This is a genomic window from Bartonella rattimassiliensis 15908 (assembly GCF_000278215.1).
Taxonomy (GTDB): Bacteria; Pseudomonadota; Alphaproteobacteria; order Rhizobiales; family Rhizobiaceae; genus Bartonella; species Bartonella rattimassiliensis.
In genome coordinates, this window is sequence record NZ_JH725064.1 from 212,333 (window position 1) to 239,133 (window position 26,801).

The 26,801-nt window shown below is 36.8% G+C and carries 22 protein-coding genes and 4 pseudogenes; 18 read left to right on the forward strand and 8 right to left on the reverse strand.

Features of this window, described 5'->3' with window-relative positions; genetic code table 11:
- A pseudogene (locus tag MCY_RS09845) lies at positions 1–1,824 on the forward strand (type ISP restriction/modification enzyme); the annotation flags it as partial.
- Positions 1,825–1,986: 162 nt separating this feature from the next.
- On the opposite strand, the gene MCY_RS00845 reads toward MCY_RS09845, so the two are convergent.
- The 7 genes and pseudogenes from MCY_RS00845 to MCY_RS00870 all read right to left on the reverse strand — a co-directional run bounded on the left by MCY_RS00845 (position 1,987) and on the right by MCY_RS00870 (position 12,059).
- Complete coding sequence (locus MCY_RS00845) at positions 1,987–3,966, reverse strand: MacB family efflux pump subunit (protein ID WP_007346472.1); 1,980 nt, start codon at positions 3,964–3,966, stop codon at positions 1,987–1,989.
- Between the two features lie 3 nt (positions 3,967–3,969).
- The gene (locus MCY_RS00850) at positions 3,970–5,193 is read right to left on the reverse strand and encodes an efflux RND transporter periplasmic adaptor subunit (RefSeq protein ID WP_007346473.1); all 1,224 of its coding nucleotides are present in this window, start codon (positions 5,191–5,193) and stop codon (positions 3,970–3,972) included.
- The gene (locus MCY_RS00855) at positions 5,190–6,668 is read right to left on the reverse strand and encodes an efflux transporter outer membrane subunit (protein ID WP_007346474.1); all 1,479 of its coding nucleotides are present in this window, start codon (positions 6,666–6,668) and stop codon (positions 5,190–5,192) included. The genes MCY_RS00850 and MCY_RS00855 overlap by 4 nt, the downstream gene beginning before the upstream one ends.
- 67 nt (positions 6,669–6,735) lie before the next feature.
- Positions 6,736–7,545 carry an exodeoxyribonuclease III gene (locus tag MCY_RS00860; RefSeq protein ID WP_007346475.1) on the reverse strand — a complete coding sequence of 270 codons (810 nt, stop codon included), beginning with the start codon at positions 7,543–7,545 and terminating at the stop codon, positions 6,736–6,738.
- A gap of 33 nt (positions 7,546–7,578) precedes the next feature.
- Positions 7,579–8,187: an outer-membrane lipoprotein carrier protein LolA gene (locus MCY_RS00865; protein WP_007346476.1), complete on the reverse strand. Its 609-nt coding sequence runs from the start codon at positions 8,185–8,187 to the stop codon at positions 7,579–7,581.
- 154 nt (positions 8,188–8,341) lie between these two features.
- A pseudogene (locus MCY_RS10280) lies at positions 8,342–8,554 on the reverse strand (DNA translocase FtsK); the annotation flags it as partial.
- A gap of 1,063 nt (positions 8,555–9,617) precedes the next feature.
- Entirely contained in the window at positions 9,618–12,059 is a 2,442-nt protein-coding gene (locus MCY_RS00870; RefSeq protein WP_007346477.1) for an FtsK/SpoIIIE family DNA translocase, read from the reverse strand.
- Positions 12,060–12,550: 491 nt separating this feature from the next.
- On the opposite strand from MCY_RS00870, the gene MCY_RS00875 reads away from it, so the two are divergent.
- On the forward strand, positions 12,551–13,828 hold the full coding sequence (locus MCY_RS00875) for a ubiquinone biosynthesis hydroxylase (RefSeq protein ID WP_007346478.1): 1,278 nt from the start codon (positions 12,551–12,553) through the stop codon (positions 13,826–13,828).
- Between the two features lie 607 nt (positions 13,829–14,435).
- Positions 14,436–14,835 (forward strand): annotated as a pseudogene (locus tag MCY_RS09855) (integrase); the annotation flags it as partial.
- Positions 14,836–16,094: 1,259 nt separating this feature from the next.
- Here MCY_RS09855 and MCY_RS00885 read toward each other — a convergent pair.
- On the reverse strand, positions 16,095–16,382 hold the full coding sequence (locus tag MCY_RS00885) for an H-NS histone family protein (protein ID WP_007346479.1): 288 nt from the start codon (positions 16,380–16,382) through the stop codon (positions 16,095–16,097).
- A gap of 128 nt (positions 16,383–16,510) precedes the next feature.
- Here MCY_RS00885 and MCY_RS00890 point away from each other — a divergent pair, with 128 nt between their 5' ends.
- From MCY_RS00890 to MCY_RS08825, 15 genes and pseudogenes are all read left to right on the forward strand, one after another.
- A complete protein-coding gene (locus MCY_RS00890) occupies positions 16,511–17,125 on the forward strand; it encodes a hypothetical protein (protein ID WP_007346480.1) in 615 nt (204 codons plus the stop codon).
- Positions 17,125–17,760 carry a lysozyme family protein gene (locus tag MCY_RS00895; RefSeq protein WP_007346481.1) on the forward strand — a complete coding sequence of 212 codons (636 nt, stop codon included), beginning with the start codon at positions 17,125–17,127 and terminating at the stop codon, positions 17,758–17,760. The genes MCY_RS00890 and MCY_RS00895 overlap by 1 nt, the downstream gene beginning before the upstream one ends.
- 125 nt (positions 17,761–17,885) lie before the next feature.
- On the forward strand, positions 17,886–18,185 hold the full coding sequence (gene korA / locus MCY_RS00900; RefSeq protein WP_007346482.1) for a KorA family transcriptional regulator: 300 nt from the start codon (positions 17,886–17,888) through the stop codon (positions 18,183–18,185).
- Complete coding sequence (trwL, locus tag MCY_RS00905) at positions 18,148–18,459, forward strand: VirB2 family type IV secretion system major pilin TrwL (RefSeq protein WP_007346483.1); 312 nt, start codon at positions 18,148–18,150, stop codon at positions 18,457–18,459. Before korA ends, trwL (MCY_RS00905) begins: the two co-directional genes overlap by 38 nt.
- 148 nt (positions 18,460–18,607) lie before the next feature.
- Positions 18,608–18,925 carry a VirB2 family type IV secretion system major pilin TrwL gene (trwL, locus tag MCY_RS00910; protein WP_007346484.1) on the forward strand — a complete coding sequence of 106 codons (318 nt, stop codon included), beginning with the start codon at positions 18,608–18,610 and terminating at the stop codon, positions 18,923–18,925.
- A 144-nt stretch (positions 18,926–19,069) separates the two neighbouring features.
- A complete protein-coding gene (trwL, locus tag MCY_RS00915; RefSeq protein ID WP_007346485.1) occupies positions 19,070–19,387 on the forward strand; it encodes a VirB2 family type IV secretion system major pilin TrwL in 318 nt (105 codons plus the stop codon).
- 154 nt (positions 19,388–19,541) lie between these two features.
- Positions 19,542–19,856, forward strand: a complete 315-nt coding sequence (gene trwL / locus MCY_RS00920) for a VirB2 family type IV secretion system major pilin TrwL (protein ID WP_007346486.1) — start codon at positions 19,542–19,544, stop codon at positions 19,854–19,856.
- A gap of 143 nt (positions 19,857–19,999) precedes the next feature.
- On the forward strand, positions 20,000–20,317 hold the full coding sequence (trwL, locus tag MCY_RS00925) for a VirB2 family type IV secretion system major pilin TrwL (RefSeq protein ID WP_007346487.1): 318 nt from the start codon (positions 20,000–20,002) through the stop codon (positions 20,315–20,317).
- A 132-nt stretch (positions 20,318–20,449) separates the two neighbouring features.
- Entirely contained in the window at positions 20,450–20,761 is a 312-nt protein-coding gene (locus MCY_RS00930; RefSeq protein WP_007346488.1) for a hypothetical protein, read from the forward strand.
- 12 nt (positions 20,762–20,773) lie between these two features.
- Positions 20,774–21,082 (forward strand): VirB3 family type IV secretion system protein, encoded by a 309-nt coding sequence (locus MCY_RS00935; RefSeq protein WP_007346489.1) that lies wholly within the window; start codon positions 20,774–20,776, stop codon positions 21,080–21,082.
- Between the two features lie 2 nt (positions 21,083–21,084).
- The gene (locus MCY_RS00940; protein WP_007346490.1) at positions 21,085–23,556 is read left to right on the forward strand and encodes a VirB4 family type IV secretion/conjugal transfer ATPase; all 2,472 of its coding nucleotides are present in this window, start codon (positions 21,085–21,087) and stop codon (positions 23,554–23,556) included.
- Complete coding sequence (locus MCY_RS00945; protein WP_007346491.1) at positions 23,553–24,311, forward strand: TrbJ/VirB5 family protein; 759 nt, start codon at positions 23,553–23,555, stop codon at positions 24,309–24,311. The genes MCY_RS00940 and MCY_RS00945 overlap by 4 nt, the downstream gene beginning before the upstream one ends.
- 225 nt (positions 24,312–24,536) lie before the next feature.
- Positions 24,537–25,418, forward strand: coding sequence for a TrbL/VirB6 family protein (locus tag MCY_RS00950; RefSeq protein ID WP_007346492.1), 882 nt, complete (start codon positions 24,537–24,539; stop codon positions 25,416–25,418).
- A 213-nt stretch (positions 25,419–25,631) separates the two neighbouring features.
- Positions 25,632–25,745 (forward strand): annotated as a pseudogene (locus MCY_RS09860) (TrwH protein).
- Positions 25,746–25,890: 145 nt separating this feature from the next.
- Positions 25,891–26,778 carry a TrbJ/VirB5 family protein gene (locus MCY_RS08825; RefSeq protein WP_007346494.1) on the forward strand — a complete coding sequence of 296 codons (888 nt, stop codon included), beginning with the start codon at positions 25,891–25,893 and terminating at the stop codon, positions 26,776–26,778.
- Positions 26,779–26,801: the final 23 nt, after the last annotated feature.

Sequence of the window (26,801 nt, forward strand, 5' to 3'; positions counted from 1 at the left end):
AACAATGCCATTTCGCAAGCCATGGAAAGGATCTTAACAGAACTTGATAAAACGAATATCGAGAAAGAATCCAAGGAATTACAAGAGTTTTATAACAGTGTAAGGCTTCGTGCTTCAGGGATTATCTCTCCTTTAGCAAGGCAAAATCTTATTATTACACTTTATGAAAGCTTTTTTGCCAAGGCCTTTAAGAAGACCACGGATAGGCTTGGGATTGTTTATACGCCCGTTGAGGTTGTTGATTTTATCATTCATTCTGTTGATGATGTGTTGCGCAATGAATTTGGCAAAAGCTTGGGGTCACGGGGTGTTTCTATCCTTGATCCTTTCACGGGAACAGGAACTTTTATCACAAGGCTATTACAATCCAATCTCATCAAACCAGAGGATATGGAATATAAGTTCCGTCATGATATCCATGCCAATGAGATTGTCTTGCTTGCCTATTATATAGCAGCGATTAACATTGAATCGACGTATCATAGTTTGATGAAAGGAGAATATATTCCTTTCAAGCATATTGGTTTAACCGATACGTTTTTGATGCTTTAAAAACAAGATTTGATGAAAGGTTTACTAAAGGAAAACAGCGCATATTTAGAACATCAGAAAAATTTGACTATCGAAGTTATCTTCAGCAACCCTCCTTATTCAACCGGTCAAAAAAGTGCTAATGATAATGCGAAGAATACCCCTTATCCGATATTAAATAAACGTATCAGTGAAACTTACACGGCTCAATCCAAAACAACTTATGTACAAACACTTTATGACAGTTATATTCGTGCCATTCGCTGGGCTAGTGATCTTTAAGAAAGGACATAATAAAAAGCTCTTTGAAAATTTTTCTTGTGGTCTAAAAACTAATCGTGATGCGTGGACATATAACTCAAGCCGTGAAGTTTTAAAGAAAAACATGAATAATATGATTACGTTCTATAACAGCGAAGTAGAACGTTTTAATACTACCTATCGACACTCTGATCGTAAAACACGTGCAAATGCTGTAGATAATTTCGTCAATACAGATGTAAAAAAGATCAGTTGGAGTTATAATATTAAACAAGAATTGGTAAAAGAAAAACTCTTTAAATTTGAATGTCACGGTCTTACTCGAAGAAAGTAAAACAGCTGGTTTACAGAAGCGTGATGCCATGACTGATGAAGATCTAGACCATTTTAAAGCTGCTTATTCTCATGAAAAAATCTCTAAGGATGATTTATTCTATTACGTTTATGGTCTTTTACATTCGGAAGATTACCGTACTCGTTATGCTGATAACCTCTCTAAAGAATTACTTCGTATCCCTTGCGTAAAGAGTGCTGATGATTTTTGGAAGTTTGTGACAGCAGGGCGTGAGATTTAGTCATTTTCACGTGAATTATGAAGATGTAGAGCCTTATCCAGTGACCTTTAAAAAAGGCAATCCAAAACAAACAGAGATCTCTAATCCCGAAAAGTTTTATTATATGACTGAAATGAAATTCGCAAAAGCAGGTAAGGAAAAAGATAAATCTACTGTTTTTTATAACAGCAATATCACAATAACAGACATCCTTAAGGAAGCTTATGAGTATATCGTCAATGGCAAGCCTGCTCTTGAATGGATTATGGGCCGTCAATGTGTAAAGACTGATAAAAAGAGTGGCATTGTAAATGATGCCAATCGCTATGCTGTTGAAACCATTGGCAACCCTGCCTACCCTCTAGAGTTGTTTCAAAGGGTTATTACCGTAAGTTTAAGAACCATGAAAATCGTAAAAAAACTACCAAAATTAGAAATTAGAGAAACTGAAAATGTTAAGTTATGCATTATGCCGTAAAACTTTACCCTTTAACATGATATAAAGCATTCTCCACTTAACACGAATGAAGCATTTTCAGAAAGACCAGCGGATCATCAAGCTTTTTCCTGACCATATTTTTCTTCACAAACACTTCATCCAATTTGATATAACAACAAACATGCCGCAATTGATCACTACTTAATCACGTGAGAGCGCAACAACAGGATCAAGCCGTGAAGCTTGTCGCGCTGGCGAAAAACCAAAACATATTCCAATGAGAGTAGAAAAAGTAAGAGATAGGATTATTGAATCAATTGTATAAATGAGATGTATAGGCGCATTAAAGAGCCAAAATAAACCTCCAATAGAAAACCCAAAGAGAATTCCTAAACCGCCTCCAATCATACATACTAAAATTGCTTCAATGAGAAATTGCTGTAAAATATCACTCTGCCGTGCACCAATAGCCATACGCACCCCAATTTCATTGATCCGCTCAGAAACCGTGACCAACATAATATTCATCACCCCAATTCCCCCTACAATCAGTGAAATCGCTGCAATTGAAGACACTAAAAGCGTTAAAATATGCGTACTCTCCATGATACGCTCCCGGAAAAATTCAGAATTTCTAATGAAAAAATCTTCGCCACCATGGCGCATAATAAGAAAACGTCGAACCATAGTCTCTGCTAAATGTGAATCAACGTCATCAGCAATTTTAACCATAATTGCGCGCACCTGCGTTGTCCCCAGAAACCGCGTTTGCAAAGTTGTATAGGGCAAATAAATCTGCAAGGTATTTGAGCTAGCTCCATTATTTTTCGGATCTACCACACCCACAATACGTGCAGGAACGTTTCCCACCTGCACCACTTTTCCAAGTGGGCTCTCATGGCTATGAGGGAAAAGAACAGCAATGGCTTCCTTTTCAATAACGAGATCAACAGCTCGTTCACGCACACTTTTTTGATCAAACAACTGCCCTTCAATAGCTTTAAGCCCTTGTGTTTGAAAAAATTGTTCTCCCACCCCAGTAATCACAGCATTAACTTCAATAGAACCAAATCGAATCGTAGAGTTTGTTGAAATTTGAGGCGTTACACCAGAAATATATGGCAATCCAGAAAGAGCTTCTGCATCCGCTTCAACGAGACTGGTTATCTTCTCTGCTTGTGGATCAGAAAAACTTTTTCCAGGGAAGATTGTCAAAGTATTAGAGCCTAAACTTTTAAAGTTTTCCAGTATTTTTTCCTGCGTACCATTTCCTAAAGCCACCATGGCGATAATGGCTCCAATACCGATAATCACCCCGAGCATTGTCAAAAAAGTTCGCATACGATGCGCATTCATAGCCAACAAAGCCATAACAAATGTTTCACGGAAACGTTCAACAAAAGAACGAAAAAAACCTAGTTTTTTTTGATCTTTTAGATTTTCCCTTTCCTGAATATAAGACTTAGCCCTTGTTTTTTTATCCTTTGATACATTATCTGCAATAATTTCCCCATCACTGATTTCAATAATACGATCTGCTCTTTTAGCCACCTGCATATCATGCGTAACGATAATAATGGTGTGCCCTTCTTTATGAAGCTCATCCAAAATACGCAATACTTCTTGACCACTATGTTTATCTAAAGCACCGGTTGGCTCATCAGCAAGAATAACTTGCGCATTATTCATCAATGCTCGCGCAATAGACACCCGTTGTTGTTGCCCTCCTGAAAGCTGATTAGGACGATGATTGATTCTCTCGCCCATACCTAAGCGTGTTAACAAGTCCTGAGCACGTTTTTTTCTCACATCTGGTGCACATCCTGCATAAATAGCTGGAATTTCAACATTGCCAAGCGCGGTTAATTCACTCAACAAATGATAGCGCTGAAAAATAAATCCAAAATGATTGCGCCGCAAAGCTGACAATTCATCAGCAGAAAGAGAAGCTGTTTCTTTTCCTGAAATCCAATAACGACCAGAACTTTGTCGATCAAGACAGCCCAGAATATTCATCAGTGTGGACTTTCCAGAACCGGAAGCCCCCACGATTGCCACCATTTCACCACGCTTAATGGTCAGATTGATCTCTTTCAAAACAGTGACAAATGTTTCACCCGCAGGAAATTTTCGCACAATATTTTCCAAAACGAGAACCGCATCTGCTTTTTCTGCTTTCATGGTTTAATTCTCATCTTCGCTGTGTTCATCAGGGATTTCTGGCATCACACCATCGCGCGAACCGGTAATAACCACATCCCCCTCCTGCAGCCCAGAAACAATCTCTGCCATCACTTTGTTATTAAGCCCGACAGTTACTTGTTTTGCCACCACTTTATTGTTCCCCACCAAAAGTGAAACCCATGCTTTATGCTCTTTTGTTTCATCGCGCAAAGCATCACTTGGCACCAACAAAACATTTTGAGCACGCCCTAAAATAATATGAACTTGAGCGGTCATATAAGTTCGCAAAAAGTTGTCTTTATTATCAACATGAATAATTCCATTGTAATAAATCGCGGACGATACGAGAGAACTAGATCCTCCTGCGCCGGGATTAATACTCACATCAGCGCGAATGGATTCAGGAGCCGGATCAACCCTTTCTAAAGTTCCCTCATAACGACGGTGTGAATTGCCCAATACCGTAAAATAAAGAGGTTGTCCGGCATGAACTTTAAGGATATCAGCTTCCGAAATTTGCGCTTTAACTGTCATTTTTGATAAATCGCCTAAAATAACAATTGTAGGTGCTGACTGAACAGCATTGACATTCTGTCCTTCTTCCACCACCGTTGCCAAAACGGTTCCTGCGGAAGGAGCAGTTATCCGCGTATACCCAAGATTAACCTCTGCACTCTCCACATCAATTTGAGCTTGCACAATCTGCTGACGCAATTGAGCAATTTGCGCCTCACGTATTTTCACTTGTGTTGCCGCATCATCAAGATTAGCTTTTGAAATTGCATGCGATTCTATCATTTTTTTCTGCCGTTCTAAATTTTTCTGAGCAAGAGTAAGATAAGCTTCTTGTTCCATTAGATTTGCATAATAATGCGATAAAGCTGCTTTTTTTCTTTTCAGATCATTTTCTTGATCTGTAGAATCAATTTCTGCTAAGAGATCCCCTTCTTTTACAACACTTCCTGGGAAAACGCGCATTGAAATCACCCGCCCTGTCGCACGCGCCCCCACAGCCACCAACCGATAAGGACGCACCAGCCCAGAAGCTAAAACACTTTCCTCTATATCACCGCGCTTCACCACAGCTGTCATATACATTGGTGTAGACGTTCCGAAAAAAGCAGAGCGTAGACACAAAAAAATGATAAGAATAAAAAGAGAAAGAAGAAATAACGACAGTTTTTTGTGTTTTATAATGAAATTTTTGATGAATTTTCTTTTCATTGCCCTACCTTTGCAAGTGAATGGGGTGCACCATCAACAACTTCTGGCCGTGATACATCAACGATTCCATCCCATCCCCCTCCCAATGCTTTCATCAGAGCAATATATTGGGTAACTAAAGCAACACGGCTATCTTTCAGTGCCATTTGCGCAGAATAATATGAACGATCAGCATTTAACAATTCAAGGAAGCTTGTATTTCCATTTTCAAAAAGACTTCGTGAAAGTTCTAAAGAATGTAGAAAAGCTTTATTTGCAATGACCAGCTTTTCGAGACGCTGATGTTCCTTTGTTAATCTCACAAGTGCATTTTCAACATCCTCCAAAGCCCTCAATACAGCCGTCCGATAATTAATAAAAGCTTGATCACGCTGTGCGCGCGCCATCGCAATAGAGGCAACAATCTGTCCTCCATTAAAGAAGGGAAAACGAAGACCGGGGCCCAAAGACCAACCAATGGTTGAACTTTTCCATAATTGGTCTATTGCGGTTGCTGCTGTTGAAATATTCCCCGTTAATGTAAGTGACGGATAACGTTCTGCCTCACGTTGACCAATTCGAGCTGTTGCTTGTGCATATTGGCGCTCTGCCCGCCGTAAATCCGGACGAGACAATAAAATATCTGCTGGAATTCCTGCTGGTATTGGCCATTGTGGTTGTGGAATTTTCATTTGTTTGGCATTTTTTTGCAACAGATCTTTCAATGCCGTCGGCACATGACCGGTTAAAATGGAAAGGCGATGCATACTCATTTCCAAACTTGCTTCCATCTGAGCGATATCAGCTTCTGTATTAGCCATTTGCGCTTTTGCATTTGAAACATCAAGCTCAGAAATATCACCTGCTATTAATTTGGCACGCATCAATTCATACGTTTTGCGTTGTGTCGAAGCAATTTGCCGCACAATAAACAACTTTTGTTGCCAACCGCGCATTTGAACATAATTTGTTGCCACCTCTCCTAACAATATAACCATCGTCGCACGCATATCTTCCACGCTTGCTTCAAAACCATAACGTGCTGCTTCAACACCTCGCTTATGTCCTCCAAAGAAATCAAGCTCCCAACTAGCATCAAATCCGCTACGATACTGGCTCAACGTATCAGATTGTTTAGAGCCGCTATGGGTTCCAGAAATTGTGCTTGACATACTTGGCAACAAAGATCCCACCATTTGCTCTAAACTCGCCCGCGCTTCACGAATCCGGGCTTTGGCAACGGCAACATCATTATTTCCAGAAACTGCCTCATCCATTAACGCATTTAAAACCGGATCATTTAACCGTCGCCACCACCCTGCCAGGGAAATTGAATGCCCAGATATCTGTGCAGACTTCTGCCCCCATTGAGCCGGAACAGAAAAAGATGTCTTATGATAATTTGGACCAACCATACATCCAGACAAAATAAAACAAAGCAATACACTAGAAAGTAATCCACGAGAAGCGCCCCATTTGAGATTTCTGATATACATCTAGTCTCCCGCATTCTTTCAGAATCATTATCTAACATTAATACTTTATTTACCTGTTATTTCAAAATTAACGTGAAAAATCAAATACTGTTTGCACAGGAATATGATCTGAAGGACGTTTCCATCCGCGCGCATCACGAAAAGTCGAAAGATCCGCCACAAAAGGAGCTAAATCTGAAGAAGACCAAATATGATCAAGCCGCCGCCCATAATCCGTAAGAGCCCAATCGCGAACACGATAACTCCACCATGTGTAAAGTTTAGTAGGAACAGGGATATGCAAACGCATAAGATCAACCCATCCGCCCTGACAACGCACATTTTGTAAATGTTCTGTTTCAATAGGTGTATGGCTTACAACCTTCAATAATTGCTGATGAGACCAAACATCCTCTGCCAAAGGAGCAATATTCAAATCGCCTAGCAAAAGAGAAGACATCCCTTTTTCCTGATCGGCGCGGATAAAAGACATTTCTTTTAAAAAATCAAGCTTATGACGAAATTTTTCATTCACCTCAGCATCAGGAATATCTCCTCCAGCAGGAACATAAAAATTATGAATCCGCATCAATTTACCATGGGGTTCCATAATCACTGAGATATAGCGACAATCTTGATTTTGACAAAAGAAACGCTTTTCTACCTTTTTAAAAGGCAAACGAGAAACAATCGCCACTCCATTATAAGATTTTTGTCCACTCAATGCGATATGCTTATATCCTGCTGCTTCAAAAGCCTCCACTGGGAATAAAGGATCAGGACATTTTGTTTCTTGTAGACACAAAACATCGGCAGGAAAGAGTTCCAAATACTGAAAAACCTGTGCAAGGCGCAAACGAATAGAGTTAATATTCCAAGTAGCAATACGAAAGAACATCTGTTTCAATCCTAATGACGTGACTCTATTTCTTCATTTCTTCGAAGGAAGTGTAAACATTCCCTGAGCAAAACGCACGCCTGTTTGCACATTCATAATCTGCACAGTCGTTTCCAAGTTTTGTTGGTCAACAATTGTCCACTGTCGCAAAGCAGAGCCTTGAGAGTCAAAAACCATTCTTATTTGCCCAGCCCCAATCGTTTTATCACGCAAAACAATCGTTACTGCCCCGGGATCTTCGCGAAATGCCACCAAACGCCCAGAAGATATATCAATTTTATCATCCAACAGAAATTTCATTGGTGTTTGCGAAAGTTGTGAAAAGTTCCAAGTATTCAAAGCTCGATTGTTAATGCCAACAAATTGACCATCTGCAATAATCTGTAAAGGCAGTTTTTTATACATAAAGCGAATTTTTCCTGGACGCTCTAGATAAAATGTTCCTTGAGACATTTTTCCCTTTGGACTAAATTGAATGAAATCACCTGTCATTGTTCTAATTGCCGCAAAGTGGTTCACGACATTCTGCGCCTTGACCATTTTATTAGATGCTTGCGAAAAAGCAGGAAAAGTTAAACACAAAAAGACAATAATTCCCACAAACCCAAAGACTTTTCTTTGCGGTAAAAAAGACGTTTTCATAAAAAGTGCTCCCAAGCAATATTTCATTGATTTTATTATAAACAGCAAATAATGAATAAATAACCTTCTTTATAAAATAAAGGTATTGTTTGCAAAAGCTGTCAAAAGCTTTTTAAAAATATTCTTTTTCAGAAATTCTCTCCAATTCCGGTTTTCATCTATGGTTTTCTGAACTAATGATACCTTCTTCTTCCATCTTCTCAATCAATGTTGCTGCATAATTATAACCAATACCTAAAAAACATTGAACATAAAAGGTTGAAGCCTGGTCATCATGAAGCACAACAGCAACTGCTTGACAATAATCATCTGCTCAAGAAACAGCCAAAGAAACATTAGCTCTATGTTCTTCAACCTCTTGCGATATTATTATCCAAATAATTAGTCTGCTTTTGAGCTCACGAAAATGCTCATATTTCTTGGCTAATGAGCTAAACGCATACTATATTCTATTCCTTCTCATCCGTAATCTGTAAAGCAACATAGATTATAGTCAATATTCAACGAATGAAGTACTAAACATATCGCTTCGCGAACCTGAAAATTCTTTTTAGTCGCAAAAGTATTTTTTTGACTTTCTTCCCACCCAAAGGAATAAAAATTCTCACCCGATCAGATCTATAAACAATTTGGATTTTAGTAGGTCACTTAACTCCCCACCCCATATGCTTCATCTTACACAAGGCTCAACAAACAAGCTCTGCCCTTATGAAGGAGAAAACCAACACCACCACCCACTTTTACAGTGCCATCCTACACTTTTCTTACCCCCATTGTTGCAACAGCCTCTTAGAACTTGAGACACTTCATAAGAAGCATTTTTACTCCTTTGTTGTATAGTTTTACTCCCACACCTCAGCCTTACTTGTGGTGTGCAAGCAAATGATTTTAATTGATTCAACATAAAACAAATTTAGAATGAGAGAATCTTACGATCTTCAAGGCTTTAATGACAACATGCAAAACGATAATTTATCGCTATAAACCAATTCATTGAATAAATATTTAACTCACACTAAAAAAACCACTGAATATCTCAAGCTTTGCACCCATTTATATTACAATACCTTAAATGAGGTTATTTAACATATATAATATATATATTATATATATATTGATTTATAAGGATAAATTATCATTTTCAATTTAGACCATAACGCCGAATACAATAAGATTTTTTCATCATATACTCTCTCATATTGAATCAATTAAAATCATTTGCGTGCACATTACAAAAGAAGCCAGCATGTGGATAAAATTATCTAAGATCAAGGGATAAAAATATCTTTTATAAAGCGGCCCAAATGCCAAGGAACTCTATAGCAACATTGAGAGAATTCTAACTGTATGATGATATTTGCTTTTTACGACATCGCAGGATAAGAAGCTGTTTTTATAAGATATGACTAAAAAACGATTATGCAGATTTTTCAAAAGCGTTCTTCTTCGGCAGGAACTAAAATTTCTCGTTTCCCTGCATGATTTGCTGGACTAATGATACCTTCTTCTTCCATCCTCTCAATCAATGTTGCAGCACGGTTATAACCAATACCTAAACGGCGTTGAATATAAGAAGTTGAAGCCTTCCGATCACGAAGAACAATAGCAACAGCTTGACTATAGGGATCATCTGCTGAAGGAGAAGCTGAAGAAACCTCCGTATCATCTTCTTCAACTTCTTGGGTAATTGTATCCAAATAATCAGGTCGAGCTTGCGCTTTAAGATGCGCCACAACTTGTTCTACTTCATCATCCGCAACAAAAGGTCCATGCACACGCTGAATACGTCCTCCTCCCATCATAAAGAGCATATCTCCCTGTCCCAATAATTGCTCGGCCCCCTGTTCGCCTAAAATTGTTCGGCTATCGATTTTTGAACTCACGGAAAAAGAAATGCGTGTAGGAAAATTGGCTTTAATCGTCCCAGTAATAACATCAACGGAAGGACGCTGCGTCGCCATAATCACATGGATACCAGCAGCACGTGCCATTTGTGCTAAACGTTGAACCGCGCCTTCAATATCTTTACCAGCAACCATCATCAAATCAGCCATTTCATCAATAATGACAACGATATAGGGCATAGGACTAAAATCAAGTGTTTCCGTTTCATAAAGAGGTTCCCCCGTATTATGATCAAAGCCCACTTGAATTGTACGCACCATTGTTTCTGCTTTGCCTTTTGACTCCTTAAGACGTGCATTAAATCCATCAATATTTCGAACACCAAGTTTTGACATCTTACTATAGCGCTCTTCCATTTCACGAACAGCCCACTTTAAAGCAATCACGGCTTTTTTAGGATCTGTCACCACTGGTGTTAATAAATGAGGAATACCATCATAAACCGAAAGCTCAAGCATTTTCGGATCCACCATAATGAGTCGACATTGTTCAGGTGTCATACGATAAAGCAGTGATAAAATCATTGTATTGATAGCAACAGACTTTCCTGATCCTGTTGTACCAGCCACCAAAAGATGGGGCATTTTTGCTAAATCCGCAATAACAGCCTCTCCTCCAATTGTTTTGCCCAAAGCAAGCCCTAATTTTGCTTTGCTTTCAACAAACTCCTGTGCTTGCACAATTTCCCTTAAATAAACCATCTCACGCTTTGCATTGGGCAACTCTATTCCAATCACATTGCGCCCTGGAACCACAGCAACACGAGCAGAAATAGCACGCATCGAGCGTGCAATATCATCTGCCAAACCGATGATACGAGAAGACTTAATGCCAGCAGCCGGTTCAAATTCATATAAAGTAACCACCGGTCCAGGACAAGCATTTATAATTTTCCCTTTGACTCCAAAATCTAACAAAACGCCTTCAAGTTCCTGAGAATTTGCTTTCAAAGAAGCAGGAGAAAGTTTTGTATCCTTAACAGAGGGTGGTGGAACCGAAAGATAATCTAAAAGTGGAAGAACAAAACCACCATTTGAAGAAACGGTTAAAGACTTTCGACTTTTAACAGAAGAAACATGTATTTTATTTTGATTTTCTTCATCCTTTTCTTTTTCGCCCTCAAAAATTGGTTCAATCCGATCAAATGACTTTTCTTGTTTCCTACTCTGAGAATGCCTTTTGAAACAGAAAAGGCGGAAAAACCGCGCTTGTAAAAAATAAAAAAGATGTAAAATAGCACCCAAAGTTGTCGCAAAAAAGCTGTACTGCACACGATCATCCTCTACAACATGTTCCGTATTTTTTTCCACCTCAAAAATTAGATCAACGATTTCGTTTTTGGGAATGCTTTTTTCTTTTCTTTTCTTTGTTTTACGCCGCCATATCACATTGCCGGCAAAAGCAGCAATGAAAAAACCTAAAAAAATAAAAATAACACTGAAACATACAGTATAAAGTGGAGAAAGGAAAAAAGGAAAGATTAAAGCAGCAATACTTAAAGCTTTATCTCCTAAAACCCCTCCCAAGCCCATTGGCAATGGCCAATAGGTAAAAGAAGCAACAGGTGTCATAAGAGCAAAAGCACTTGCAAAACAAATCGTTGATAATCCCCATAAAAAAATGCGAAAAGTCAAATTGTAGATATTCTTTTGTGCCAACAAAAGAAAAGACCAAAATAATGGCGGCAACAAAACGGCAAGACCCGCCAAGCCAAAAAACTGCATAATCAAATCTGAAAAAATCGCACCCAACCAGCCCATAAGGTTTGTAACCTCATTTGTATTTGCATGGGTTAAAGATGGATCTGCAACATTCCAAGTTGCCAAAGCAAGCACACAAAAAATAATAAAGCCCAAAAGGCCAAGCCCAATAAAAACGCCAATTTGGCGTAAAAACATCTCAATAAGCCGCAAACCTTGAGAATTTCGTGCTTCTAATGAATCATAAGGGGAAGAACTTCGGTGCATCCATCAATTCCAAATACAAAACAAAGCTTTATACGCCCCCTATACCCCCTCCTAAACAGGTGACATTTTACGCTCCTGCATGATAACGGCAAAATATTAATACCGTTTTAACCATCACGAATAAGCACAATTTTCCTTATCTCTCAGATAAACTAAATGGCCCCTCAAAAGAACAAATCTATTAAAATACATTCACACAAATTAAAAAATACAATACCTTATTTGTTTAATTTTAGTTTTCTTTTTTAACAACCAAGTGTAAAAAGAGTTAAAAAGGACATTCGAAAAAGATTGATCCGATAAATCTGTAAAATGAATCACATAAGTAATTAAGCAGAATAGCTTGGAAAAACCAACTTGTCATCAGACTAACACCCAAAGAAAACCTCATCTCTTATAAAGTAGGGAGAAAAATAAAAATTAAGATTTAGATAATTAAAAAAAACATTCTTTTTACAAACAAGAAAACTGTCAACAATGGAAGAAGCATTGTGTATTCTGATCACCATAAAAATGTAAAACCCAATAAAAAAATAAAATCTCACCAAATCAAACAATGTGATCTCCTCATTGCTGGCGGTGCAGTTGTTGGTTTAACACTCGCAATAGCACTCAAGCAAACAGCCCCTAATTTGAAAATAAAAATCGTTGATGCTGAGCCGCAAGGAGATATTCCTGCTTCTAACATACGAACCATTGCCCTTGCTGCTGCTTCTATTCGTATGTTAAAACAATTACAATGTTGGGAACCTATAAGAGCCTATACACAACCTATTCATTCAATGATCATCACAGATACAGACACAAGTGCCCCTGTCAAACCCACTCTTTTAACCTTTGAAGGCGACATTACCCCTAATGAACCCTTTGCTGCTATGATAGAGCATAGAGAACTCATCAACGCTTTAAAAAAACGTGTCAAAGATCTCAAAATCCCTGTTATTACAAACACGCTCGTCATTGATTTTCATCAAGAAGATCAATACACCACTGTTACTTTAAATAATGAAGAGGTTTGGCAAACAAAATTGCTCATTGCAGCCGATGGTGCCCACTCGAAATTACGCCCAAAAGCAGGTCTTAGAAACTTTTATCATCCCTACAAACAAACAGCAATCATCTGCACAGTTGAGCATGAAATCCCCCATTACGGTCAAGCGGTTCAACATTTTTTACCTGCAGGCCCTTTTGCTCTTCTTCCTCTCAAAGGCAACCGATCCGCCATTGTGTGGAATGAAGACAATAAAACTGCGCAATATTATCTCAAAGCTGATGCACTTCTTTTTGAAACAGAACTCGAAAGACGCATTGGCCATCGATTAGGAAAACTCTTTTGGAATGGTGAACGTAAAGCTTTTCCCTTAAGCCTTTCTTTAACACGTCAATGCATTAAGCCTCGATTTGCTCTCGTTGGCGATGCTGCCCATACCATTCACCCCATTGCAGGACAAGGGCTCAATTTAGGATTACGCGATAGCGCTGCCCTTGCTGAAGTGATTATTGAAACCGCACGATTAGGTCTTGACATTGGCTCCCTCACTGCTTTAGAGCACTATCAAAGTTGGAGACGTTTTGAAATTGTCCGCATGGCCTTAAGCAATGATTGGCTTAATAAACTCTTTTCTAATGATAACCTTCTCTTACGAATGCTCCGCGATACCGGTCTTGGAATCATCAATCAAGCACCCAGAATAAAAAAATATTTCATCCAAGAAGCTGCTGGCCTTACCCCCAATGCTCCACGTCTCCTACAAGGCTTCCCACTTTAAGCAAAAATCCATATATTTCACTTATTATACCTTATACCCTTTGAATTTTACCGATACACCTCAAAGAGCAAAAAATCCCTCTCGATCCGATTTATTTATTAAGAGTGAATCTTATTAATTGTAGTCCTCTTGGCTTCCCATTCATATATTTTACTTAACATAAGACTTGATAAACAAACCATGCCTTAAGAACATTCACCAGGCATTAAAAAGTATTTAATGTTCCAAGGAGATTACCTTATATCATTGCCCCTCAAAGAAAGCTATTTCGTGAACATAACAAAATAAAAGCGCACAACATTTTTATTTATAATAATAATTTATTAATCTCATACCGAATGAGAAATATGAAGATCGTAAGATACTCCTATTTCAAATCTCTCTATGTTGAAGTAACCAAAATCATTCGCTTGCACATCATAAGGGGGATTGGCATATTAAAGAACGCAATAAAAATCCTTGCATTCCTCTTCTCAAGTGCAAAAAGCTGCCAAAACACCTAAGAGCTGGCAAATATAATGACAGTGCCAACTTGTTACTTCATAAGTATAAAGATGGGAGCTCTCAATGGACTTACCATTATACCATTCATAGTCAACGCCGTGAAATGGGCTTGGTTGTCTTAAGAAACGTTTCTAAAAAAGCACGTGAATTAGCGAATCAATGACGTTCTATTCTACATGAGGTGCGTGACCCCATTAAAGAACGTGAGGCAATGCATAATCTCCATTATTTAAAAGATATTGCTTTAGACACTTTTGAAAGTCGGAAAGCTAAATTAAAAGGAATTGCAAAGATGGGAAGCAGTTTTTATCTTTGCGACTTTACATTCTCCCCCAATTAAGCTGTCTGTCAGTTTCAGAGATTCCACAAACAGAGATACACAGCACATTTGGCATAAAAAAGCTTCAACAGCAGAGAACGCACGCGCTCTCTTAAGTAAACAACACCATAAAACACAAAATTTACCGGCAATAAATTGGAAAAATCTACTATCTTTTTATAAAAAAACTTTTTCAAATAACGACAAATCCCTCAATTTATATGAAAACGTCACGACTAAAAAAGTTCTAATATACAAAATTTTTCGTATTCTATTCCATCACACATAATTGCAAACTCGCATATTCCTCTCTATTTCACACTATAAAGAAAACAACCAGAAATAAAAATTACGCAACCTTTTTATTTTTAATGCACTCTTTATTCATCCATACACATAAATGAATTTTAATCACAAACACTTAGAAATATGTCTTAAAATTCTATTAATCCCATAACCACCATAAAAAATTTCCATTTTCCACACATTCTATTATATCAACGATACGAACGATAAATAAAATGAATATCTCACGTATATAGTCTTACAAAATAAAAACGAAACAAAGTCTATGAAAAACATAAAGCTTTTATTCTACAAAATAATACTCTCAAGATATAAGGATATTGATTTATAGCACTATCATTTTACATACTGATTTAGAATCGTGACGCTATAAGTTTTTTCATTTCAATCCTTTTTTTAAAGTCATCTACTTACATAGACTAAAAAAATCAACATCGGTATAACTATAAAAAAGGAGATAAAATGCTCTTCTTAAAATCAACGTATTGATTTATAATAATAATAATAATTTATTGTTCACATGTTGAATAAGAAACCCCGAATATTGTCCTCTCCTCTCATTATATTGAGGTAAGCAAAATCATACTCTGAATATCATAAGTGGGACTAACGTGGGAGTGAAAACACGAAAAAAGTTGTAAAAATGCTTCATGCTTCCAAGTGCTAAGGGCGCTCGCACACAAGGCTCTCGCAACACCTAAGAGTGTCGCAATACCCAAGAGCTGATACCGTATAGATGCTGAAAGCTTTTTCTTTTATTAAGCATAAAAATGGGAATACTTTATTAAATTTTATATTCTTCATGGAAACGCTTTATCGTTATATCCCTTACGAGCTCCATCATGAAATGGATGTAATGAGCTTTAAGACATATCTCTTTCACATAAGGGACGTGATCCCATTCAATGCTAAGAGCAATTACAGCATTTTAAGCTGGCAATCTTAATGATGATGCCAACTTATTACAACAATACTTTTTTCATTTAAATGCATTTTTTATGCTCCCTATCGTTATATTCGATCCCTCAATATTTCAGATCCATTCATTAAGCTTGGTATATTACATTACCAAGAGGAGTCTACTTCTTGCATTTATATTTTTTGGTATTCCCTTGTTTTGTAATTATCGCACATGCATTATGTTACTTCTAATTCATCCAGTGTATACCCATTCTCCAACCATTCTTTAATCCATTTAGGTCTACGTCCCCGCCCATTCCATAATTCCCATTGGTTATTTGGATTTCTATAATGACGCTCTTTGTTCACAAGATCAGCGATATCAATTCCATGAGTATTAGCAATTTCGAGAATTTTTCGCCTCGCATTTTGTTTTTCCTTTGCGTGTCGTTTTTTCAATTCTACATCGATTTGTGTACGCATCTCTTGTAATTCATCACAATTCATATTTTTAAGATCATTCACTTTAATTACTCCCCTTGCAAAAAAGAATTTCTCATTGCCATATTTTAAACACAATTATAGACAATTTTTGCCTATTTATTATCGAAATTAACATTATGATAAATATATCACTTTGATGGAGATGTGCTTTGAGCTACAAAGAATTATTTATTTGTATATCAACTGCCGCCACCGCATCATTTACCGGTTCAGTTACTGAAACTGCTAAATGCGGTGCGCAAATGCCATCATACCTCCCTGACTCGTATGAATCAGCAGTCAAAGATAAATATAAATTACCACTCTATAAACTATGGCAATATGCAACAAAGAACAAGCCCTCTCGGTATAATGATGGTGTGGTTCATCACAACAATAAGAGATATCCTAACATACAGAGGCTTTTTACTTCGTATCGATGTCTCTTAAAAAGATTTTTACAGCTGAAAGTTTGTATAAAACAAGCGCCGTTAATAGAATCCGAAAGGGTATTCTGGCTTAAAAGCAGTGTTTTTTTTCGTAAATTAAATAATATTGGTTGGCCTCATATGCCTTACTTTATCCATCATATTAACTTTGTTGATTGGATATTTGCATATATTAGAATTTTTTTTAGAAAAGAAAAAATCAACAATCACAAGAAGGTTTTTGTACTAAACAGTTTCATTGCGCAAATTTATAAAATCAAAGGACAACAACAAGAATCAGCACACAGAACGGGCACTTTTATCAATCAAACTCTGCATAATAAGGTGTATTACTAATGATTGTTCTAGATTTCATAATATTTTCTGCTGTATCTATATCCAATACACCTCCTACAGCATTTTCAGTGTTTATTGAGCAAGAATTACAGAGCGGTGTCTATGTAACAAGTGATAATGATAAATTATTACGTCAATCCTCTCCGTTTAGAAAAACAACCGCAAAAAATAGACAATTTAAACAAAGTAAACATAATTTTGACGCAAACTTGAAGCAAAATAATGTTGAATATATGAAATGGTTTTCTCCTTTTGACACATTTAATTTTTGTAAAAATCTTAAGAATGAGGAAACTACTTTTGCCTACCACTATGAACCAATAATGTACTTATATAATTCTAAAAAGGATATGTTACAGTCTGTGCTTAGTTTCTATGATATGAGACATTTAAATGCCCATCATATAAAGAAGGCTTCTTCATTTTTTGAAGTAAAAACTGCTTTACTTATAGGTGATAAAACATCTCAAGAATCTGTAGAAATTCACGAGAGAAAACAAAGACAAATAACAAAGCAAGAATCTCTTCCTCTTCCCAAAGAGGAGCTAGAAGATGCATTTATGCATAAAGCAAGTAGTGCCAATGATATCTTTGTAACAGAAGGTTCTTCTTTATTAAAAAAGCAACAGGAATAATACGTGTTATTTTTATGAATTAGAACTAAAATTTTGATGGAATACTATAATGAGACGTAGATAAAGAAATATTAAAGCTCTAATTAGTAAGATTGGAAAAATATCTTCTAATTGAGGGCAAAAAAATGAAAATGATAGAACAAAACAGCGTTGATATAGCATTTACTCAGAAAGCAGCACGAGAAATTACAATTGTTATGCGCTCAGAGAGGGAATGGTATTTTACGTTTGTTGCCGATGATCCGATTACCGGAAAACCGGATGAATATACGCTTCTTACACAAAGAGGAAAATTAAGGACTTGGGCTGACCCGAAATATCTCTTTAAATTCCTTCATGAAAGAGGTGTTATTTGTGGGAATTTTAAGCTTAGTCAGGATAAAAAACATGAAAAAATCAAATACCCTTCAAACAATAGTTCATAATAAAATTACTCTAATCTCTGCAGCTTTAACTGTATTATTTATGAATGATTCTGCATATGCTGTGACCACTTTGACAAATGCAAAAAAAGCTTTGGACGGCTTAAAGGGGGATTTAGGAGAAATTATCCCTATCGCCGCTGGCGTTATACTTTTATGCTTAGCAATTGCTTATGCGGGACGCTACATCGAAAAAAGTACGTTCATACGATGGGCAGTCGGCGTTGTCATTGCTGGCTCAGCATCTCAACTTGCCACACTGTTATTTACCCCATAGTTAAAATTGATTATGACAATCATAGAATAAATACAATTTATAAAAAGCAAAAATTATCTATTAATTACAAATAAGCCAATAGCAATTTCATCCATATCGAAGATATATGATATGAAATATTATTTAAAAGCTTAATATAGAGTGAGATATGAAACAATTAAATACCCTTCAAATGATAGTTCGTAATAAAACAGCTCCAATCTCTGCAGCTTTAACTGTGTTCTTTATGAGCGATTCTGTATCCGCCGCCGTGGCCACTTTGAAAAATGCAGAAACAGCTTTAGAAAAATTAAAGGGAGAATTAAACACACTTATCCCTATCGCTGCTGGTGTTATACTTTTATGTCTAGCAATTGCTTATGCAGGACGCTACATCGAAAAAGGTACGTTCATACGATGGGCAGTCGGCGTTGTTATCGCTGGCTCTGCAGCTCAACTTGCTAACCTGTTATTTACAAGACCTTGAAATTGATTGTGACAGTCATGTCATAAATACAATTTATAAAAAGCAAAAGTTATCCATTAATTATAAACAAGCCAACAGCAATTTCATCTATATTGAAGATATACGATATAAAATGTTATTTAAAAGTTTAATTAAGAGTGAAATATGAAAAAATCAAATACCCTTCAAACAATAATTCATAATAAAATTGCCCCAATCTCTGCAGCTTTAACTGTATTTTTTATGAGTGATTCTGCGTATGCTGTAAATACTTTGACAAATGCAAAAACAGCTTTAGAGAAATTAACAGAAGAATTAAAGGTAATTATCCCTATCGCCGCTGGTGTTATACTTTTATGTCTAGCAATTGCTTATGCAGGACGCTACATCGAAAAAGGTACATTCATACGATGGGCAGTCGGCGTTGTCATCGCTGGCTCAGCAGCCCAACTTGCCAACCTGTTATTTAAAGGCACTTCTTAAAGGTTTTTCAAATTAATTGTGACAGTCATGTAATAAATACAATTTATAAAAAACGAAAGTTATCCATTAAATATAAATAAGCTAATAGTGATTTCATCTGTATTGAAGATGTACAATATGAAATATCATTTAGAAGTTCAATTAAGAGTGAAATATGAAACAAACAAATACCCTTCAAACAATAATTCATAATAAAATTACTCCAATCTCAGCAGCCTTAACTGTATTCTTTATGAATGATTCTGCATATGCTAAGGTGGCCACTTTGACGAATGCAGAAACGGCTTTAAACGGCTTAAAGGGGGATTTAGAGAAAATTATCCCTATTGCCGCTGGGGTTATACTTTTATGTCTAGCAATTGCTTATGCGGGACGCTACATCGAAAAAGGTACATTCATACGATGGGCAGTCGGCGTTGTCATCGCTGGCTCAGCAGCTGAACTTGCTAAACTATTATTTACAAGATAAAATTAATTACAACATTCATGTAATAAATATAGTTTATAAAAAGCAGAAGTTATCCATTAATTATAAACAAGCCAACAGCAATTTCATCTATATTGAAGATATACAATATGAAATGTTGTTTAGAAGTTTAATAAGAGTGAGATATGAAACAATTAAATGTCTTTCAAACAATAGTTCGTGATAAAATTACCCCAATCTCTGCAGCTTTAACTGTATTCTTTGTGAATAGTTCTGCATATGCTCAAGTGGAAAATTTGAGAAATGCAGAAAGGGCTTTAAATGGCTTAAAGGGAGATTTAGGAAAAATTATTCCTATCGCTGCAGGTGTTATACTTTTATGTCTAGCAATTGCTTATGCGGGACGCTACATTGAAAAAGGTACATTCATACGATGGGCGATCGGCGTTGTCATTGCTGGCTCAGCATCCCAACTTTCTACATTATTATTTACAGGTAATTAATTATGAGTCTGTATAATACATAATGGTTTTAAATATCCGTTGGTTATAAGCATATACCAGCAATAATGTCGCTCATATTGTAAAAAAGGAATATTATTTATAGCAATCTTAATTAAAATGGGGATAAAAAATATGAAACAATTAAATACATTTAAAGAAAAACTATGCAACAAGATTAGTGTTATTTTTAACACTTCAATGATGTTATTAATAACTCAATTTGCTTATGCTCAAACGGAAACAAAGAGCTTAGATGTTTTTATTGGTGTGCAATATGGATTAAGTGTACTTGTTCCTATCGCTGCTATCGTTATTTTTTTATTTCTTTTGCTTATTTATATATTTCGCATTATCGCAAGAGCTACATTTATACGATGGGCATTTAGTGTCATTATTGCTGGTGCTGCCTTCTATATTAGCCACATATTATTTCACCTCCAGTGATGAGAGCTGTCTATGAAATCACAAGAACAAAAGGATTTTCCCTTATTCAAGGGAGCAACACGTGTTCCAACTATATGGGGAGTACCCATGATGCCACTTATTGTTATGGTTATGGGAGTAGCTATTACTGCCATGACAATAAATATCTTTTTGTGGGTTATAGCACCTCCACTATGGTTCATTATGGCGCAAATTACTAAAAACGATGATAAAGCATTTCGCATCTGGTGGTTATGGATCGATACTAAATTCCGCAATCGTAACAAAAGCTTTTGGGGCGCATCAAGTTATAGTCCCTCTAATTATAGTAAAAGGAGATAAGCATGGCGGCTGTTGAAAACAGCAAGCGTCTCGCATCAGAGACACCCGTAAGTCTGTTCCTTCCCTATTCACATCATATTACTGATACAATTATCTCTACTAAGAATGCGGAATATTTATCAATTTGGAAAATTGACGGGCGTTCACATCAAAGTGCTTCAGAGGAAGATATTTTTCAATGGACACGAGAACTTAACAATACTCTTCGTGGTATTGCGTCAGCCAATTTATCACTTTGGACACATATTGTCCGCCGTCGTGTTTATGAATATCCTGATTCAACATTTGATCAAATGTTTTGCTATCAGCTTGATGAAAAATATCGACAGAGCTTTAGCGGTTATAATTTGATGGTCAATGATCTATATCTAACTGTTGTTTTTCAACCGATAGCAGATAAAATTATGTCGTTTTTTTCTCAACATGAACGCGAAACGCTTGAACATAAAAAGATGCGTCAGGATTCATGTATCAAAGAACTCAATGACATCAATCGTACTTTAAGCCAATCATTAAAACGCTATGATGCAGAACTTCTTGGTGCTTATGAAAAAAACGGACATGCTTATTCTTCTGCACTTGAGTTCCTTGGAATGCTTGTTAACGGTGAATATCGCCCTATGCCAATTTGCCATGACCGTTTTGCTGACTATATGTCTGTCAATCGACCTTTTTTTTCAAAATGGGGTTCTCTTGGTGAACTGCGGACAACTAGTGGAATACGTCGGTTTGGAATGTTGGAAATAAAAGAATACGATGCAACAACCAAACCAGGACAATTGAATGCTTTGCTAGAAAGTGACTTTGAATTCATATTGACACAGAGTTTTTCGATACTCTCCCGACATGCTGCTAAAGACTATTTGCAACGGCATCAGCGTAATCTTATTGATGCTCGTGATGTAGCAACAAGCCAGATTGCGCAAATTGACGAAGCACTAAATCAGCTTATCAGTGGACATTTTGTTATGGGAGAACATCACTGCACATTGACTATCTATGGTGATACAATTCAAAAAGTTCGCGACCATATGGCTAAAGCAAGTGCAGCATTGTTGGATTCTGCAATATTGCCTAAACCCGTAGATTTAGCAATAGAAGCCGGCTATTGGGCACAACTTCCGGGCAATTGGAAATGGAGACCCCGCCCTGCTCCAATTACATCACTAAACTTTTTATCATTTTCATCCTTTCATAACTTTATGTCCGGTAAACCCACTGGTAATCCGTGGGGGCCAGCGGTTACAATTCTTAAAACAGTCAGCAAAACGCCACTTTATTTCAATTTTCATGCCTCTAAACTTGAAGAGGATTCAACTGATAAGCGATTACTCGGTAATACTGCGATTATCGGACAGTCTGGATCTGGTAAAACTGTGCTTCTCGGATTCTTGTTGGCACAAGCACAGAAATTTAGACCGACGACTGTTGTTTTTGATAAAGATCGTGGTATGGAAATTGCCATTCGAGCCATGGGTGGAAGATATTTAACATTTAAGCCAGGGAGAGCAAGTGGCTTTAATCCATTCCAACTTCCTCCCACACAGGACAATCTGATTTTTTTGAAACAATTTGTTAAAAAATTAGCAGAAGCTGGTGGTGAAGTTACGCATCGCGACGAGGAAGAAATTAACCAAGCTGTTATGTCTATTATGAGCAGTAACATTGACCAATCACTCCGTCGTTTATCTCTTTTGATACAATTCTTACCAAATCCGCGTTCAAGCAATTATAATGCAGCACCATCTGTCCATGCTCGCTTACTAAAATGGTGTGAAGGAGGTGATTACGGATGGTTGTTTGATAATCCCCGTGATGCTCTTGATCTCTCAACACATCAAGTTTATGGTTTTGATATTACAGAATTCTTAGATAATTTGGAAACACGTACTCCAGTAATGATGTATTTGCTTTACCGTACAGAAGGCATGATTAGCGGACAGCGATTTATGTATATCTTTGATGAGTTCTGGAAGCCATTGCAAGACCCGTATTTTGAAGATTTGGCAAAAAATAAACAAAAAACCATTCGTAAGCAAAATGGTATTTTTGTTTACGCAACACAAGAGCCTGGCGATGCTTTGGAAAGTAATATTGCCAAAACGCTCATTCAACAGTGTGCGACTTATATTTTTCTAGCCAATCCGAAAGCGAGTTATGAAGACTACACAAAAGGTTTTAAGTTAACAGATACTGAATTTGAACTTGTTAAAGGACTTGGTGAATTTAGTCGCCAATTCCTCATTAAGCAGGGCGACCAATCCGCCCTTGCAGAGTTGAATCTCGGTAAATTTCATATAACAAGCAATGGAGAAACCATCGAGCACGACTTTGACGACGAGCTCTTGGTGTTATCAGGTACACCTGATAACGCAGAGTTAGTCGAAAGCATTATCGCGGAAGTTGGTGAAGATCCAGCAATATGGTTACCGATTTTCTTACAACACGCAAAACGTGATAGGAGGGAAACATGAAGAAACTAGTCATTTCAATAGCAGTAGCAATAACTTTAGGAGCCTCAAAGCAAACAATGGCTTGGGGCTTTTGGGGTGCTGGGGCAGCAGATTTAGCAGCATCAGTTCCAAGTTTCTGGGATTCTTCTTCAAATATACAGCCACCTACAAAAACCATACAACAGCAAAAGAAAGCGCAACCTATTACCCCACTTCTCGATGTGCTAAAGCAACAACTTGAGCAAACACAAAAGATACGTGAATCTATAACCGGAGGCCCAAAACTCGACGAAAAAAAATTTAAAACTACACCAAAAGATAACACTAGTTTTTTTCTCAAAAATCCAGAATCAATATACAATAAAGCTAGTGATTTAAATATAGCAAAATCAATTGCAAATATTATGAAAGCAGAGAATACTCTCACCTCTCTTCGAGAATCTCGCAATGCTATCGCTAGACGTATTCAGTACGCAACCGCTTTTGATAAAGCTATAAGTCTAAAAGCTTTTCAAGAAGCAAACCATCGTTTTCAGCAAATTGAAAAACTATTAGATGGGATTAGTACAACAAAAGATCTAAAAAGCGTTGGTGAGTTACAAGCCCATATAATTGGCATGCTCGCTATGCTACAAAATGAAACAACAAAATTACAAATGGTTTCCTATTCGCGCAACACAGAACAAGCACTTATCAATCAACAAAAGCAAAGACGCAATGCGAAAATTCTTAACAGTAAAAATAAAGCTATGCCTACTGTAAAATTTATAAGATAAGAGTTTTGGAACAATTTTTTGATGTTTTTGATTCTTTTATCTCTCTGTATATAGGCGTGGTCATGTTTTTTATATCTTAAAAAGCTAAAGGAACACATAGAGATATACCCTATCTCACAGCATCCCGATAAAAAATATTCAAACAATATTATGTAATGGAAATGAAACGTAGGCTCTCGTTTCAAGATAATAGGAAGCTAAAAATTCAATAAAGAGGAAAGCCACATGAAGTTTGAAATGTTCACACAGCTTGTTGACAGTATTGATGATGCAACAAAGACATATGTCACAGATATTTCCTCAAAAGCCATTGCGACCATTACACCCTTCGTAACCGTAGGACTTACCATTTCATTCATCGTATATGGATGGCTTGTTATGCGTGGAGCAATAGATATGCCGTTCTCTGGATTAATAAGTCGTTACTTGCGAGTGAGTATTATCACTTCTATAGCTCTGGCGGGAGGACTTTATCAGAGTGAAATTACGGATTTTATTATGAATATGCCCTATGACTTATCAGCTAAACTAATAAACAGTTCATCCGATCCAAAACAATATCCAAAACAATTAAGCGTTCTAATTGATCAAGTCGCCACCAATGGTTTTTCATTTGCAAGCAAATCTTTTGAAGAGTCTGCTTTCTTAGAGGATGAAGGACTACTTTACGGTCTCTTCGGTATCCTCATCTTGCTTGCAACAAGCTTCCTTGCTGCAATTGGTGGTGCTTTCGTTTTGATGACAAAAATCGCTCTCGTACTCCTCGCAGGGATCGGACCTCTCTTTATTATTGCTTTACTCTGGCAACCTACCCACCGCTTCTTTGAACAATGGATGTCCCAAATCTTGAGCTATACAATTTTCCTTGTGCTTCTATCCACCATATTCACTTTAATGATGCAAATCTTTGCAAATTATACAGCCGATCTGAAATTCGATGCCGGGCAAAATGTAGGTTGTGCGCTTGGTGGTGCCCTCATCTTATCCATTATCTCTATTGTCATGATCTTCAAACTGTCCAGCATTGCTCATTCTCTAGCAAAAGGCGTAACATTTGGCTATCTGTGGAGATTAGAGGCAACAGGCTCTGCTTCTCGTCGAAAATAGCCCTGTCAAATAACCGGTTAACACTCTCAGGATATTTGCACTGAAATTGAGCTATTGTCGCAAATTAGAAAATAAAATTAAGAAAAGATAAACTATCGTAAACTATACGCTTTACTTTATTGTTAATGTTATAATAATGATAATAAATATTAGATTTTATCGAATTGCGAAAAAGATGGTAAATTAAATTCTATCATTTTTGCAATTTTGATTATGAGTGTTTTATTAGCTTGTACGTTAGCACCAAAACTAAAGTAGCCAAATGATAGAAACCAAGTAGCTATTAACAAAACAGTTCCTGCTGAAATTAAGCGAGGAGATATATGAAAACAAAATCAGTGAAAACCGGACAACTGAGCAGTTATTATGAAGAAATTCGAGATCTAAGACGTAATCTCATAAGTGAATTTAATAAAGTTAGCAATTTAATGGTTTATTTTTCTAAATATGTGAAAATTCAAGAGTGTGAAATATGAAAAAGCTGATTATTGTTATAACAATAAGTGCATTTCTTGGAACACCAAGCTTAGCGAGTGCATTTCTTGGCACACAAAGCTTAAACAGTGCGTTTCTTGAAATATCAAACCTAGCAAAAAAAGGGACCAAAGGTACCATAACTACATGCGATCTGAAGGGAGAGATTTTGGAAACTACTCTTCCCGTTATTCAGAAGTTTCAAAATGCTAATATGACCTCACCTATAGCACCTATCATAACTTTGATATCTGACTCAGTTTCGAATTCTGAAAGAGCTGAGACTATTAAGAATGCCATAGCGCAACAGAAACTAGATGAGGAGGATATACGTAAGATATTGGAAAACATATATAAATCTATAACGCGTTCTCGAGATCAACTAAAAGATCTTAAAGAAAGTATGCCGCATACTAGCAGTGAATTTTTTCTTCAAAATCCAAAACAATTCTATGACAAAGTTGATACGAATCTGGGTAATGGAATGAATGCCGATACCTTAGCGATTATTAAACAAATTGAGAAAGAAGAAGAACTTAATACTCTCGGTGCTTTACATACCTCTATTGAATCACGTTTCAATTCGTTAGGCATTATTGATAAAGCCATAAGTTGGCAAGTTTTTCAAAATGTAGAAAATCGTTTTAAAGACATTAAAAGACTAGAAGAAAAAATCAGATCGACGTTCGATCTGAAAGAAATTGCGCAATTACAAGCACATATTAAACTCTTGCTCACCAAGATTCAAAATGAAACAACAAAACTACAAGCTGTTGAATATTTAAGCGGTGCAGAATCTACACTCCAAGAATATCAAAAGCGGCAACATAATATAAAGGTTTTGGGACGTAATAATAAAACAATACCCCAAATAAGGCCTAATTGATTGAGATAAGAGTATTTCTATAT

Coding starts and splice junctions, on each gene's coding strand:
- MCY_RS00845 (WP_007346472.1), bottom strand. CDS start 3,966: ATGAAAGCAGAAAAAGCAGATGCGGTTCTCGTTTTGGAAAATATTGTG.
- MCY_RS00850 (WP_007346473.1), bottom strand. CDS start 5,193: ATGAAAAGAAAATTCATCAAAAATTTCATTATAAAACACAAAAAACTG.
- MCY_RS00855 (WP_007346474.1), bottom strand. CDS start 6,668: ATGTATATCAGAAATCTCAAATGGGGCGCTTCTCGTGGATTACTTTCT.
- MCY_RS00860 (WP_007346475.1), bottom strand. CDS start 7,545: ATGTTCTTTCGTATTGCTACTTGGAATATTAACTCTATTCGTTTGCGC.
- MCY_RS00865 (WP_007346476.1), bottom strand. CDS start 8,187: ATGAAAACGTCTTTTTTACCGCAAAGAAAAGTCTTTGGGTTTGTGGGA.
- MCY_RS00870 (WP_007346477.1), bottom strand. CDS start 12,059: ATGCACCGAAGTTCTTCCCCTTATGATTCATTAGAAGCACGAAATTCT.
- MCY_RS00895 (WP_007346481.1), top strand. CDS start 17,125: ATGATTGTTCTAGATTTCATAATATTTTCTGCTGTATCTATATCCAAT.
- korA (WP_007346482.1), top strand. CDS start 17,886: ATGAAAATGATAGAACAAAACAGCGTTGATATAGCATTTACTCAGAAA.
- trwL (WP_007346483.1), top strand. CDS start 18,148: ATGAAAAAATCAAATACCCTTCAAACAATAGTTCATAATAAAATTACT.
- trwL (WP_007346484.1), top strand. CDS start 18,608: ATGAAACAATTAAATACCCTTCAAATGATAGTTCGTAATAAAACAGCT.
- trwL (WP_007346485.1), top strand. CDS start 19,070: ATGAAAAAATCAAATACCCTTCAAACAATAATTCATAATAAAATTGCC.
- trwL (WP_007346486.1), top strand. CDS start 19,542: ATGAAACAAACAAATACCCTTCAAACAATAATTCATAATAAAATTACT.
- trwL (WP_007346487.1), top strand. CDS start 20,000: ATGAAACAATTAAATGTCTTTCAAACAATAGTTCGTGATAAAATTACC.
- MCY_RS00930 (WP_007346488.1), top strand. CDS start 20,450: ATGAAACAATTAAATACATTTAAAGAAAAACTATGCAACAAGATTAGT.
- MCY_RS00935 (WP_007346489.1), top strand. CDS start 20,774: ATGAAATCACAAGAACAAAAGGATTTTCCCTTATTCAAGGGAGCAACA.
- MCY_RS00940 (WP_007346490.1), top strand. CDS start 21,085: ATGGCGGCTGTTGAAAACAGCAAGCGTCTCGCATCAGAGACACCCGTA.
- MCY_RS00945 (WP_007346491.1), top strand. CDS start 23,553: ATGAAGAAACTAGTCATTTCAATAGCAGTAGCAATAACTTTAGGAGCC.
- MCY_RS00950 (WP_007346492.1), top strand. CDS start 24,537: ATGAAGTTTGAAATGTTCACACAGCTTGTTGACAGTATTGATGATGCA.
- MCY_RS08825 (WP_007346494.1), top strand. CDS start 25,891: ATGAAAAAGCTGATTATTGTTATAACAATAAGTGCATTTCTTGGAACA.